The organism is Stenotrophomonas sp. YJH_SMC_80 (assembly GCF_059372495.1).
On the sequence record NZ_JCAFVP010000001.1, the window covers coordinates 422,610 to 436,799 of the forward strand.

Sequence of the window (14,190 nt, forward strand, 5' to 3'; positions counted from 1 at the left end):
TCGGATAGAGCGACGGCGGGCCGAGGCCCGCCGTCGAAGGCAACGCGTATCGCGGGCGATCAGGCGGCCTGCGAATGCGGATCCTTGTGCTGGCGGTCGTAGTAGCTGGCCGCGCGCAGTTCGTGGGTGTCGAAGTCGTCCACGGTGATCGTATCCAGAGTCAGCGTGCGCAGCTCTTCCAGCAGGCTGCGCTCGTCCTGGGTGATCACGCCCTCGGCCACGGCTTCGTCCAGCTGGCTCTTGAAGTCCAGCGCCTCGATGCCCTTGCTCTTCAGCGCCTTCAGGAACTTGCGCTCCACCGGCTCGGCCATGATCGCCTTGCTCAGGTAGCTGTTGATGCGGCCACCCGGGTTGTTCTCGCACGGGGTCAGGAACACGCCACTGGCCAGGCGGTCGCGGGCTTCGTTCGGCGCCATCAGCAGGGCGGCGACGCGGCGGCTCAGGCGGTCGCCCGGGGCCTCGGCACGACGGCCCAGCGGGAAGATCAGCGCCCACATCAGCCAGCCGATCGGACGGATCGGGAAGTTGCGCAGGGCCGCCGACAGCGATTCCTCGATCTTGTGCACGCTGTCATGGAAGGCCCAGGCCAGCAGCGGCTGGTCGGCCTGCGGTGCGCCCTCGTCGTGGTAGCGCTTGAGCATGGCGCTGGTCATGTAGACGTGGCTCAGCACGTCGCCCAGGCGGCCGGACAGCGATTCCTTGAACTTCAGCTTGCCGCCGAGGGTCATCATCGAGATGTCGGCCATCAGCGCCAGGTTGGCCGAGTAACGGTCCAGCTTGCGGAAGTAGCGGCGGGTGTAGGCGTCACCCGGGGCGGCACCGAAGCGTGCCCCGGTCAGGCCGAACCAGAACGAGCGCACGGCATTGGAGATGCCGAAGCGGATGTGGCCGAACAGGCTGCGGTCGAAGTCCTGCAGGCCGGCACGGGTATCCGGATCCTGCGCGGCCTTCATTTCCTTCAGTACCCACGGGTGGCAGAGGATCGCACCCTGGCCGAAGATCAGCAGGCTGCGGGTCATGATGTTGGCGCCTTCCACGGTGATCGCGATTGGCGCGGCCTGCCAGCTGCGGCCGGCGAAGTTGCGCGGCCCCAGGATGATGCCCTTGCCGCCGATCACGTCCATCATGTCCGAGATCACTTCGCGGCTCATGGTGGTGCAGTGGTACTTGGCGATCGCCGACGGTACCGACGGCACGTCACCACGGTCGACTGCAGCAGCGGTGGCCTGCGACAGCGCGCTGATCTTGTACGCCTTGCCGCCGATGCGGGCCAGCGCTTCTTCCACGCCTTCGAAGCGGCCGACCGACAGGCCGAACTGCTTGCGGATGCGTGCATAGGCGCCGGTCACGGCGGCACCGGCCTTGGCTCCGCCACTGGCGGTGGACGGCAGGGTGATCGAGCGGCCCACGGCCAGGCACTCGTTGAGCATGTTCCAGCCCTTGCCGGCCATGGCCGCGCCACCGATCAGCTGGGTCAGCGGAATGAACACGTCCTTGCCGCGGATCGGGCCGTTCTGGAACGTCGAGTTCAGCGGGAAGTGGCGACGGCCGATTTCAACGCCGGCGGTGTCGCGCGGCAGCAGGCCCAGGGTGATGCCGATGTCGCGGGTGTCGCCGATCAGGCCATCCGGGTCGTACATGCGGAAGGCCAGGCCGATCAGCGAAGCGACCGGGGCCAGGGTGATGTAACGCTTGTCGAAGGTCAGCTTGACGCCGAGCACCTGCTCGCCGTTCCACTCGCCCCTGCAGACGATGCCGTAGTCCGGAATCGAGGTGGCGTCGGAGCCGGCGAACGGACCGGTCAGGCCGAAGCAGGGCACTTCGCGGCCATCGGCCAGGCGCGGCAGGTACTGGTCCTTCTGTTCCTGGGTGCCGTAATGCACCAGCAGTTCACCCGGGCCCAGCGAGTTGGGCACACCGACGGTGGAGCTGACCACCGAGGACACCGAGGCCAGCTTCTGGATCACCTTGTGGTGGGCCAGCGCAGAGAAGCCCAGGCCGCCATATTCCTTCGGGATGATCATGCCGAAGAACTTGTTCTTCTTGATGAAGGCCCACAGCTCCGGCGGCAGGTCAGCGTGGACGTGGGTGATTTCCCAGTCGTTGACCATCGTGCACAGCTCTTCGACCGGGCCATCGAGGAAGGCCTGTTCTTCGGCGGTCAGCTGCGGCTTGGGGTAATTGAGCAGGATGTTCCAGTCCGGATCACCGGTGAACAGTTCGCCCTCGAAGCCAACCGAGCCGGTTTCCAGCGCGATGCGCTCGGTCTGCGACAGCGGCGGCAGCACCTTGCGGAACACCTTCATCATCGGGCCGGTCAGCAGCGGCTTGCGGATGAACGGCAGCAGCAGCGGCACGGCGATGACGGCCAATACGGCGGCAGCCACGATCGTGGCGGTCTGGTTGACGTAGGGAATGAACCAGCAGGCGACCAGCAGGGCCACGCTGATCAGCGTCCAGGTAACCAGCCGCATGCGGTGGTAGGCGACGAACGCGCCTGCCAGCAGCAGGGCGAGGAAGGGAAGAACGATGCTCATGAGCGTGCTCCGGTGACGTGCTCGTTTGTGGCGGACGAAGCTGCAGCATCCGCTGCGGGCAACACGTCCAGATAGTCCAACACAGTAGCGGTAAAGGCGTCGTTGTCATCGCCGGCGACCATGTGCGTGGCCTGCGGCAGCTGTACATGACGCGCGTGCGGCGCCAACGCCAGGAATTCGGCCACGGTCTGTGGCGTGACCAGGTCGCTTCGGCCGCCGCTGACCAGCAGCAGCGGGCACTTCACCTGGCGTGCGGCCTCGGCCAGCGCATCCTGGTGCTGCTCGCTGTCGCGCGCCAGTTCAGCCACCAGGCGCGGGTCCCAGTGCCAACGCCAGCGGCCGTGGCCGTCCTCGCGCAGCAGTGCGCGCAGCGACTGCTCGGATTTGCGCGGACGGTGCGGCATGTAGGCCGAGATCACGTCGGCGGCCTGGGTGAGCGAGGCAAAGCCGTCGGGATGGGCGGTCATGAAGGCCAGGATGCGTTCAACACCGGCGGTATCCCAACGCGGGGTGATGTCCACCAGCACCATCGCCGAGAACAGGCCCGGCCAGCGCGATTCGGCCAGCAGGCCGAACAGGCCGCCCATCGAGGCTGCGACCAGCACCGGCGGGCGTGGCTGTTCCCCGGCCAGCACGATCAGGTCATCAGCGAACTGCTCGCCGTGATAGGGCAGTTCGGCAGAATTCCAGTCCGAATCGCCGTGGCCACGGGCGTCGTAGGCCAGCGTCTGCAGCCCCGCCGCAGACAGGGCCCGCGCGGTGGCGTTCCATGCGTGCCGGGTCTGGCCGAAGCCATGCGCGAACAACACGCGGCCACGGCGGCCGTGGTCGCTGGCGGTTGCGGCCAGGCGTGTGCCATGGGCGGCCTCCAGGCGAAGATCATGGAACGCAGCGGGAGTAGGGGACGTAACCATACTTTCTAGTATGGATCGCTTGCGAGGGAAGTCAATACTGCACGGTATGGTGCGCTGCGGCAGGTGCCCAGGCGGGCGTCGCGACGGTTTCGGCCGCAACCGCGTACTGCAACGAACCCCGGCGTATGGTTAAATCAGCCCATGAATCAACCTGACGCTTCCGCCGGCGAACCGCGCGCCGGCCGCAACAGCCGCCTGAGTGCCGAAGACTGGGCCCAGGCCGCTCTCGATCTGATTGCTGAACAAGGTGTGGGTGCCGTCGCGGTGGAACCGTTGGCGCGGCGCCTGGGTGTGACCAAGGGCAGTTTCTACTGGCACTTCCCCTCGCGTGATGCACTGCTGCAGGCGGCGCTGGAACGCTGGGAACTGTTCGAACAGGAACAGGTGTTCGGCAGCCTGGAGGACGTGCCGGATCCGCGCGTGCGCCTGCGCCAGCTGTTCCAGATGGTCGCGCACGAAGTGCAGCCGCACATCATCTACAGCGAACTGCTGAAGGCGCTGGACCACCCGATGGTGCGCCCGGTGATCGACCGCGTTTCGCAGCGCCGGCTCGACTACCTGGTTGCTTCGTTCCGCCAGGCCGGGCTCAGCTCCACCGATGCACGGCATCGCGCGCGCCTGGCCTATGCCGCCTACGTCGGCTTCCTGCAGCTGTCGCTGCAGCTGCAGCAACCCAAGCAGGCCCGCGAGGATTTCGAGGCCTATGTCGAGCATCTGATCGAGACGCTCATTCCCAGCTGAATGGGAGAATGGCGCCCTGCAAGTGCCGAATGCGCCTTGCAGGCGACCTCAATGCGCCAACGTATGTCGTGGTGAGGCTGGTTTCACGCGATTTGGGCATTTTCTTAACGACTCTTTAATTCCAGATCAAGTGTGGCTACTATCGGGTCACCAGCCGTTTTTTGTGCCTCCCTTTTGGGGCACGTCGGTTGGACTCAGCACACAACCCAAGATCCATGGAGAGAGAGCCCATGAAGTTGAACAGCAACAAGCTGCGCGATGCAGTGTGCGTTGCGCTGGCCGCCAGCGCCGCATCCGTTGCCGGTACCGGGGTGGCGTCTGCCCAGACCGCCACCAACCTGGACCGCATCGAAGTCACCGGTTCGCGCATCCGTACCGTCGACGTCGAAACCGCCCAGCCGGTCCTGACCCTCAACCGCGCTGACATCGAGAAGCAGGGCTTCTCGTCGGTCGCTGACATCCTGCAGAACATCAGCGCCGTGGGTACGCCGCCGATCAGCCGTGCCCAGCCGCTGTCCTCGGGCGAAGCCGTCGGCGGCACCTACATCAGCCTGCGTGACCTGGGCGCCACCCGCACCCTGGTGCTGCTCAACGGCAAGCGCCTGGGCATCACCACCGGTGGCCTGCAGGACATCTCGACCGTGCCGGTCTCGGCCATCGAGCGCATCGAAGTGCTGAAGGACGGCGCTTCGTCGATCTACGGTTCCGATGCCATCGCCGGCGTCATCAACATCATCACCCGTACCAACTTCGAAGGCGCCACCGGCAGCGTCTACTACGGCCAGTACAGTGAAGGCGACGGTGCCACCCGCACCATGGACTTCACCATGGGCGTGAAGGGTGAGCGCGGTTCGCTGACCATCGGTGCCGAGTACGCCAAGGAAGACAAGGTGCGGGCGGCCGATCGTCCGTACGGTGCGTTCCCGCGCAGCTCCAACCACCCTGACTTCGGTTGGACCACCGTGGGTGAGTTCGGCGGTTTCGTCAGCCGTCCGGCCGATGGCCTGCCGGGCGTCACCTATCCGGCCGCCAGCGCATCCAACCCGAACCGCGAAGTGCGCGTGATCCTGCGTGAGGGTGGCAACGCGAACAACAAGGCCGACTACGTCGCGCAGAACGTCAACAGCTTCTCCACCAAGGACAAGACCAACACCAACCTGCAGACCGACCTGCGTACCCCGCAGGAACGCCGTGCAGTGTTCGTCGATGGCATCTACGACCTGACCGACAACGTGCGCCTGCGCACCAACATGCTGTACAGCTTCCGCGATTCGAACCGCCAGATCGCCGGCTACCCGTACGGCGCACTGGCCTTCGGTTCGCCGATTTCGGCCAGCAGTGTGTTCAATCCGCTGGGTGCTGACATCGCCAACTGGTGGCGTCGTACTTCGGAAGTGCCGCGCAACACCCGCGCCGAGCTGACCACCTTCCGCTTCAGCGGCGGCCTGGAAGGCAGCTTCGAGTTCTCCGACCGCCTGTTCGACTGGGATGTCGGCTACCTGTACAACAACAACAAGCTGGTCCAGACCAGCACCGGCGACCTCAACCTGACCGCGCTGCGTGCGGCGGTGGGTCCGTCCTTCATCAACAGCAGCGGCGTGGCGCAGTGCGGTACCGTGGCCAACCCGATCGGGCTGAACCAGTGCGTGCCGTACAACCCGTTCCTGCACGCCGGCATCCAGAGCAACGGTGCCAACGGCGCATTGACCGGCAACACCGCCCTGCAGAACCTGCTGTTCCCGTCCGCGCACTCCACCGCCGAGACCACCACCAAGGTCATCACCGCCAACCTGGCCGGCAGCCTGTTCACCCTGCCTGCCGGCGACCTGGGCTTCGCCGTGGGTGTCGAGCACCGCAAGGAAACCGGCAGCTTCAGCCCGGACGCGCTGGTGCAGTCGGGCAACACCTCCGGCCTGGCCAACTTCCCCACCGGTGGTGGCTACAAGGTTGACGAAGTCTATGCCGAGTTCAACGTGCCGATCCTGGCCGACCTGCCGGGCGCCCGCGAGCTGAGCCTCAACGCGGCCACCCGCCATTCGGACTACGACACCTTCGGCACCACGCTGAACAGCAAGTTCGGCTTCAAGTGGAAGCCGATCGACTCGCTGCTCATCCGCGGTACCTGGGCGGAAGGCTTCCGTGCCCCGACCATCGCCGACCTGTACAGCGGCGGTTCGCAGTCGTTCGACTTCTTCACCGATCCGTGCGATTCGGTCTACGGTGCGGCGCGCACCAATCCTGCGGTGCGTGCCCGTTGCGCCGCCGCACTGCCGGCCGGCGTAAATGCAGCCAACTTCCGCCAGCAGCAGCAGGGCTTCACCCCGACCACCGCTGCATCGTCGCAGACCCCGCTGGCCTTCGTCTCCGGCTCCAACGACCAGCTGACCCCGGAAACCTCGACGTCCAAGACCCTGGGCTTCGTCTGGAGCCCGGGTTTCATCCAGAACTTCAACATGTCGCTGGACTGGTGGGAAATCCGCGTCGAGAACACCATCATCTCGGACACGGCCAACCTGATCCTCAACGACTGCTACATCAACGACATCGCGGCACGCTGCTCGGCGTTCACGCGTGACCCGGTGACCGGCATCGTCAACAACCTCAAGCGCACCGGCATCAACGCCGGTTACCGCGAGGTGGAAGGCTTCGACCTGGATGTCAGCTACCGCCTGCCGACCGATCGTTTCGGCAACTTCAGCGCGCAGTGGACCAGCACCTACACCTCGCGTGATGACCTGGTCACCACCAAGAACCCGGTCACCCACCCGAATCCCCGCACCGGCGTGGGCTGGGCGGGCGGCGCCTTCCGCGTGCGTTCGAACCTGAACCTGGGTTGGGAAATGGGTGACTTCGGCGCCAGCTGGACCGTCCGTTACTTCTCCGGCATGAAGGAATCGTGCCTGAGCGCCGTGACGTTCCCGGAAGAGTGCAACCTGCCGAACTACGCTTCGCCGAACAACCAGGGCGTGGCGGTGGGCAGCGCGACCAACCAGCGTGGCGCGACCGTGTTCAACGACGTCCAGCTGCGCTGGAACGCACCGTGGAATGCGACCGTGGCCGTGGGTGCCAACAACGTGTTCGGCCGCGTGGGCCCGACCATGTACAGCCAGCCGAGCGCGAACGTCTCCTACTACGGTGGCTTCGACATCGGTCGCTTCCTGTACATGAAGTACACCCAGCGCTTCTGATCGCGGCGTAACATGTACGTGTGACATGGCCACGCCCCGAAAGGGGCGTGGCTTTTTTCATGGGGCAGCCAGGCTTGATGGCGCAGGCCTTTGCGCAGCCGTGCTGGACCAGGCCGCGCACAGGCGCTTGCGCATCGCCGCGTGGTGGCGGCGAGGTGTCATTACGGGGATGGGCGAAGGGAGCGCGCGCGGAAACGTCGCGGTGAGGCAGCAGGGAGCTTACAGGTCCTGCTCGTAGCGCACGTACGGCACGGTGCCGTCGTCGTTGCTTTCGTTGCGTGGCGAGAACGGATTCTTACCGCGGCTGATCACGTTCTCGGCGCCCACGGTGAGCTGGCCGGACCATGGCGTGCGCCAGGTCAGGCCGATACCCAGGCCTTCCCACTTGCCGGGCTTGCCGGGCACGTCGATGACGCGGCCGATGATGCTGCCGGTGAAATTGCCGTAGCCGGCGCCGATGCTCAGGCTCTTGCTGTCCCAGCGGTCGGCAATGGCCGGCGAGGCGTCGGCCAGCGGTACCAGGCGGGCCTTGGCGTAGGTGCCGGCGATGGACACGAAGCCTTCGCGGCCGATGTTCTTCTGCGCGAACACGGTCAGGTCATTCTGCTCGGCGCGCAGCGAAGGGGTCTTGTTCGGGCCTGCCAGCCATGCCGGCAGGGTTTCACGGCCGGTGCCGGCGGTGATGCCGAGGCGGCTGCTGCCACGGTTCAATGCGGCGGTGCCGGTGAAACGCCGGCTGTTGAGGTCGTCCTCGTCGCCGAGGCTGGCCAGCATGCAGTGGCTGGCCAGACCGCTCATGCTGGTCCCGCTGCTGCTGCAGAGCAGGCCCAGCGAATCGCCGGAGGACAGGCCAAAGGCCGCATCCAGCGAGTTGCGGCCGAAATGCCAACGCGCCCCGGCCGCCTGCTCACCGGTCGGCTCCAGGTACAGCAGGGCCTCGACCTTGCCGCTGCCCTTGTTCCATACCGGCAGCACGGTGCGGGTGTCCTTGCTCTGCGCATGCACGCCCGTGATCGCGCCAAGGGCGATCATCATGGCCAGCGGTAGACGCAGGAAGGTACGCATCGGACCAGTTCAGACAGGGACGGACAACGGAAGTTCCCGTGGGGACGGGAAATTGATCCTAGGGTGTTTATGAATTCTTAACAAGCCTTGATCCTCCCCAGGTACAAGACTGCCGTTCATTGAAGCCGTTCAGGCGCCGGTACAGCCCCCTGGGCGCCGTGGAACAGTATGCCGAACTCCGTCAATGGAAAGTGATACTCACGCCCGCAGAATTCGCAACGGACCTCGACGGCGCCGGTGTCTGCAGCCGCTGCACAGGCCTCTTCCTCACCCAGCGACTGCAGCATCGCCGCCACCCGCTCGCGGGAACAGGAGCAGGCAAAGGACAGCGGCTTTTCGCCCATCAACGCCGGCTTCTCTTCGTGGAACAGGCGGTGCAGCAGCTGCTCGGCCGGGGTGGCCAGCAGTTCGGCCTTGCCCAGGGTCTCGAACAGGGCGCTGGCGCGCGCCCAGCCGTCCTCGTCGCCCTCGTCGCCCGGCAGCTTCTGCAGCAGCAGGCCGGCGGCACCATTGCGGTCGGCCGCCAGCAGCAGGCGGGTCGGCAGCTGCTCGGACTGGCGGAAGTAGTCCTCGAAGGCCTCGTCCAGTTCCGGTGCGGTCAGTCCGACCAGGCTCTGGTAGCGCTGGGGTTCACGCGGGTCCAGGCCGGGGTTCTCGATGGTGATGGCGAGGATCGCGTCATCGCCCAGGCTGGACAGGTCGCGCGGCGCGTCGCCGCCTTCGCTGAGCTGGGCGATGCCGCGCAGGGTGCCGGCGGCGGTGCATTCGGCGAACAGGGTGCGCAGGGCAGTGCTGCTGCGCAGCTGGATCGACAGGCGTCCATCGATCTTGGTATGGCCGGTGAACAGCGCCGAGGCCACGCAGGCCTCGCCGAGCAGTTCGGCGGCGGTATCCGGGTACTCGGCGTGGGACAGGATTTCCTGCCAGGTGGCCTGCAGGTGCACGTGGACGCCGCGGACGCCGGCGTCGGGGAGCAGGAAGCGGATCAGGGAATCGGAGTTGGCGGTCATCGGCTCACATCGCGCGTAAACGGGGGCAGTTGCCGGATAATGCGCCGACAACCAGATAGAAGAAGGATGCACCAGTAATGGGGGCAGGGGGAGAGCAGCACAAGGTGGAAGCTGTCGTAGAAGGCCCACGCCGCAGGCGCTGGCGCTGGAAACGGCTGCTGTGGCTGCCGGTGCTGCTGGCTGCTTTCAGCTGCCTGCAGGTCCTGGTGCTGCGGTTCATCGACCCGCCCGTGTCCATGGTGATGCTGTGGCGCTATGGCGAGGCGCTGGGCGAGGCCGATTGGTCCTATCGCCTGCATTACCAGTGGCGCGACCTTGACCAGATGGCGCCGAGCCTGCCGATTTCGCTGGTGGCCGCCGAGGACCAGCGTTTCCCCGACCACAACGGCTTCGACCTGCAGGCCATCGAGAAGGCCCGCGACCACAATGCCAAGGGCGGGCGACTGCGTGGCGCCAGCACGATCAGCCAGCAGGTGGCCAAGAACCTGTTCCTCTGGCAGGGCCGCAGCTGGATCCGCAAGGGGCTGGAGGTCTGGTACACCGTGCTGATCGAAGCGCTGTGGCCAAAGGAGCGCATCCTGGAGATGTACGCCAACATCGCCGAGTTCGGTGATGGCGTGTACGGAGCTCAGGCGGCGGCGCAGAAGTTCTGGGGCAAGGACGCGGCCAGGTTGAGCCCGGCCGATAGCGCGCGGTTGGCGGCGGTGCTGCCGGCACCGCGGCGCTACAACGCCGCAAAGCCAGGGCCGTACGTGCAGCGGCGCGCCGCCTGGATCCAGCGCCAGGCACGGCAGCTGGGCGGGGCCGCGTACCTTTCGGAAGAGTGAGCGCGCGCCGCCTGATCTACGGCCGGCGGCAACGTACAATCCGGGCATGACCCGCGAACGGCTCACTTTCGTCATCGCCGCCTACAACGAGGCCCTGGCACTGCCGTTGCTGCATCCGCGGTTGTGCGCGGTGCTCGACGCGCTGCCCGACATCGACGGCCACATTCTGTACGTGGACGACGGCAGCCATGACGGGACCTGGGAGGTGATCGCCCGCCTGGCCCAATCCGACGCGCGGGTCTCCGCGCTGAAGCTGTCGCGCAATTTCGGCAAGGAAGCCGCACTGACCGCTGGCCTGGATCTGGTGCGCGAAGGGGCGGCGATGATCCTGGATGCCGATGGCCAGGACCCGCCGGAGCTTGTGCCGCAGTTCGTCGCGCGCTGGCGCGAGGGCCATGACAACGTCTATGGCACGCGCCTGGCGCGCGATGGCGAGGCCTGGATCAAGCGTGCCACGGCGGCGATCTTCTACCGCGTGATGGGGCGCCTTTCGCGTACGCCGATCCCGGCCGACACCGGGGATTTCCGCCTGCTGTCACCACGCGCGCTGAGTGCGCTGCGCGAGATGCGTGAGCGCCATCGTTTCATGAAGGGGCTTTTCAGCTGGGTGGGTTTCAAGCGCGTGGCGGTGCCCTACCACCGCCACGCACGCGTGGCCGGCACCAGCAAGTTCAGCCTGTGGCGGCTGTGGAACTTCGCCCTGGAAGGCATCACCGGGTTCTCGACCGTGCCCCTGCGCGCGGCGACCTACCTGGGGCTGGCAACCGCGGCGGTGGCCTTCGTGTTCGGCATGTGGGTGATCGTCAAGGCCGCGCTGTACGGCGACCGGGTGGCGGGCTGGCCGACGATGATGGCGGTGATCCTGTTCCTGGGCGGGGTGCAGTTGATTGCGCTGGGCCTGATCGGTGAGTACCTGGGGCGCCTGTACGAAGAGTCCAAGCAGCGGCCGTTGTACCTGGTTGACGCGTGGCTAGCATCCGCCGTGGCAGACTCGGCCCTGCAACCCACCCTCGGAGGGCAGGCAGATGACCACGGTACGGCAACTGTTGGACGGCAAGTCTCCTGAAGTACATGCGGTCGCGCCGGATGCGGCGGTGATCGATGCGATCCGGTTGATGGCGGAAAAGGGCATTGGCGCGGTCCTGGTGATGGACGGGCCGCGGTTGGTCGGGATCCTTTCGGAGCGCGATTACGCGCGCAAGATCGTGTTGCGTGATCGTTCTTCGCGCGATACGGCGGTGGCCGAGATCATGACGACGCAGGTGGTGACGGTGTCGCCGGGCGAACAGGTGGAGCATTGCCTGCAGCTGGTGACCGACTACCGCATCCGCCACCTGCCGGTGGTGGAGGGCGTGCAGGTGCTGGGGGTGATTTCCATTGGCGACCTGGTGAAGTCGGTGATCGATGCGCAGCGGCGCGAGCTGGATCAGCTGCAGCAGTACATCGTCGCCGGGTGAGGGTGTCGCTGGCGGGCCTGCGGCCCGCCGGCCCGCTTTTCGAAGCTCAAAGCCAAAGCCAAAGCAGCGCCTTCCTGATACGTTGGGAGGCGGAGGGTGCGGCTGGGCAGGGCCCTCAGCCTCTGGACACGTTCCCGCGAGCGCGGTGCGTTTCAGTGCCGGTCCCCCGCTCCTGGTAGATGCCAACCTTGGTTGGCATTGGCTTTTGATTCCGCTCCTTCTTTTGACTTTGAACTTCGCTCTCGTTCTGCGCGCGCAGGAAACTGTCGGGAGCCGGAGCAAGGCGGCAGGCAGGACCGTGATGCGCATGGATGCGCCGACCAAGCCTACAGGAACGTATTTACGGCGTGTCCAGCCTGTCGCCTTGCTCCGGCTTTACGCGCGGAAAAAGAGGCGCCGCGAACAACGCTGTAATCCTACTTCGCATACTGCCCACCGCAGTTGGCATCCTTGCCCGGCCCCAGTTCAATCGTAGCCAGCAGCGCTGCCGGCGGGGCAATGCTGCCCAGTGCCAGGGCCACCGCGCCACGAATACCCAACGCCTTGAAGTCAGGGCGGAACGACGGGTCCTTGAACGTGCCGCTGATATGCAACGGTGACCGCAGTACCAGGATGCTCTTGTCCTTCGGGCGCGGTTTCAGCAGCAGGTCCAGGGTCTCGTCGCGCAGGCTGACCGTGCCTTCGCCGATGAGGATGGTATCAGTGGTGTCCACCGCCAGTGCCTGGCTGGTCATCAGACCGTCCTGCACACCGAAGTCGGCGAAGGCGCAGCGCAGCGGAATCTGCTTGTCACCGGTCACCAGGAACTTCAGTGATTCGGTGATATCCAGCCCGGCCAGTTCCATCACCAGGTTGCCGACATGGCCACGGCCCATCGCCAGCCCGACCTTGCCGCTGCTGCTGCCGAGCATGGCGGCGATCGAGTTGCCGCGCCCGCTCAGGTCCACTTCGCCGCCGATGCCGCCCTTGGCCTGCTCGGCCAGCTTCGCATCCGGGAAAAGCTGGCCCAGCTGCACGCCGCGTACGCTGGCCCTCAACGCAGTGCGAATCTGCGCCTGGCGTGCATCCATGCGGATCGTGCTGCGGATATCGCCGCCGGCCACGCCGAAGTTCAGCGGGTCCAGCCGCAGCACGCCGTCATCCAGCAGCAGGTGCGCGTCCATGTCGTCCAGTGGCAACGAGGGCGCGTTGATACGGTGGGCCTTCCAGCGCACGTCGGCATCCATCGCACGCAGTTTGCCCAGATTGTAGGGCGTGTCGGGCAATACCCGGCTGCTGGCGGCGATGCGGGCGGCCTGTGCCTTTTGTTCCGCATTCGCGGTTTCGCCGCCGCCGGTCTTCGGTGGCGCTCCCACGAAGCCGGCCAGGTCATCGAAGTCCAGGCGCCTGGATTCCAGTGTCGCGGTCAGCCGTGGACGGTCGCGTCCCACCTCGAACTGCAGGTTGCCAGCGAGGTCGCTGTCACCGACCTTTCCGGTGAAGCTGTCGTAGCGCCAGACGTTGTGGTCGCGCTTCAGCCGTCCGTCCAAGGCGTAGGGCGGTGAGGGCGGGATGGCAATGCCGAGCAGCGGGTACAGGTCCGACAGGTCCTGCCCGCTGAGTGCGAACTGCAGGTCGAACACCCGCAGCTGGAACGGATTGGTCAGCGTGCCACTGGCCACCGCGTGGGTAGCGCCGGCGCGACCGTCGAGGTGGATGCGGAACGGGTGGTCGCTGTCGGTCAGTTCCAGCGGAGATTCGGTGCCACCGCGCAGGGTGAACGGGTTGCCCTGCCAGTGGCCTTTGCCCTGCACCAGCAGCGGCGGCGAGGCATCGGCCTGTTTCGGCTGACCGCTGCGCACGCCCACGCGGATGTCGGTGCGGCCCAGTGCATCGATGAACTGCAGCCGACCATCGTCGATGCGCAGGCGTTTGAGCTGCGGGCTTGTGCCGCCGGCGCTGTCACCGAGGAAGTCCCAGTTGCCCGGCTCGCCCTTGCGCGGGGCGGTTTCCAGCAGCACGTCCGGCCGGGTCAGGCGCACCTCGGGCAGCTGCACGCTGCCGCGCAGCAGGGGCCAGACCCGCACGTCGATCTCGACGCGGTCTGCGCTGGCCATCTCAGGTTGTTTCGCCCAGCTGGCATTGGCGAAGGTGATCGCATCGGCGCGGATCGTGCTGGTGCGGCCGAGGTCGACATCAAGGTTCCCGATGCGCAGCACTCGGCCGGTGCGTGCCTGTACCGCGCGCTCCACCGGTCCCTTGAACCAGTTCCAGTCCCACAACGCGAGCAGTACCAGGATCGCCGCCAGCAGGAAGACCAGGATCGTGAGCCAGCGCCGGCCTCGTGGGCCGGGGCGGCGGAGGCGCCAACGGGACGTGCGCTTTGCGGCAGGGGAGGCGGCAGCATTCACGCTGCCATGGTTGCCCCCTGTTCGTGGACAGGGCGCGAAGCGACCATGTGCATGGCGTGCA

General features: G+C 66.3%; 10 protein-coding genes. 5 read left to right on the forward strand and 5 right to left on the reverse strand.

The window, feature by feature from the left end; genetic code table 11:
• Positions 1-59 precede the first annotated feature (59 nt).
• Positions 60-2,537, reverse strand: a complete 2,478-nt coding sequence (locus AC5P99_RS01830; protein ID WP_005410692.1) for an acyl-CoA dehydrogenase — start codon at positions 2,535-2,537, stop codon at positions 60-62.
• A complete protein-coding gene (locus tag AC5P99_RS01835) occupies positions 2,534-3,451 on the reverse strand; it encodes an alpha/beta fold hydrolase (protein ID WP_088435943.1) in 918 nt (305 codons plus the stop codon). The genes AC5P99_RS01830 and AC5P99_RS01835 overlap by 4 nt, the downstream gene beginning before the upstream one ends.
• Positions 3,452-3,592: 141 nt before the next feature.
• On the opposite strand from AC5P99_RS01835, the gene AC5P99_RS01840 reads away from it, so the two are divergent.
• Positions 3,593-4,192 (forward strand): TetR/AcrR family transcriptional regulator, encoded by a 600-nt coding sequence (locus AC5P99_RS01840; RefSeq protein ID WP_005410690.1) that lies wholly within the window; start codon positions 3,593-3,595, stop codon positions 4,190-4,192.
• A 230-nt stretch (positions 4,193-4,422) separates the two neighbouring features.
• Complete coding sequence (locus tag AC5P99_RS01845) at positions 4,423-7,380, forward strand: TonB-dependent receptor domain-containing protein (protein ID WP_005414239.1); 2,958 nt, start codon at positions 4,423-4,425, stop codon at positions 7,378-7,380.
• A gap of 219 nt (positions 7,381-7,599) precedes the next feature.
• On the opposite strand, the gene AC5P99_RS01850 is transcribed toward AC5P99_RS01845, so the two are convergent.
• Positions 7,600-8,412, reverse strand: coding sequence for an XOO1806 family protein (locus tag AC5P99_RS01850; protein WP_024956328.1), 813 nt, complete (start codon positions 8,410-8,412; stop codon positions 7,600-7,602).
• Positions 8,413-8,561: 149 nt separating this feature from the next.
• On the reverse strand, positions 8,562-9,455 hold the full coding sequence (gene hslO / locus AC5P99_RS01855; protein ID WP_049451514.1) for an Hsp33 family molecular chaperone HslO: 894 nt from the start codon (positions 9,453-9,455) through the stop codon (positions 8,562-8,564).
• A 77-nt stretch (positions 9,456-9,532) separates the two neighbouring features.
• Between hslO and mtgA the strand changes: the two genes are divergently transcribed.
• The 3 genes from mtgA to AC5P99_RS01870 are packed head-to-tail and all read left to right on the forward strand — an operon-like array spanning position 9,533 to position 11,739.
• Positions 9,533-10,282, forward strand: coding sequence for a monofunctional biosynthetic peptidoglycan transglycosylase (gene mtgA / locus AC5P99_RS01860; protein WP_005410686.1), 750 nt, complete (start codon positions 9,533-9,535; stop codon positions 10,280-10,282).
• Between the two features lie 46 nt (positions 10,283-10,328).
• Entirely contained in the window at positions 10,329-11,348 is a 1,020-nt protein-coding gene (locus AC5P99_RS01865) for a glycosyltransferase family 2 protein (RefSeq protein ID WP_005410685.1), read from the forward strand.
• Positions 11,308-11,739: a CBS domain-containing protein gene (locus AC5P99_RS01870; protein ID WP_033834030.1), complete on the forward strand. Its 432-nt coding sequence runs from the start codon at positions 11,308-11,310 to the stop codon at positions 11,737-11,739. The genes AC5P99_RS01865 and AC5P99_RS01870 overlap by 41 nt, the downstream gene beginning before the upstream one ends.
• 416 nt (positions 11,740-12,155) lie before the next feature.
• Here the strand turns inward: AC5P99_RS01870 and AC5P99_RS01875 are convergent, their stop codons facing one another.
• Entirely contained in the window at positions 12,156-14,129 is a 1,974-nt protein-coding gene (locus AC5P99_RS01875; RefSeq protein WP_476470672.1) for an AsmA family protein, read from the reverse strand.
• Positions 14,130-14,190: the final 61 nt, after the last annotated feature.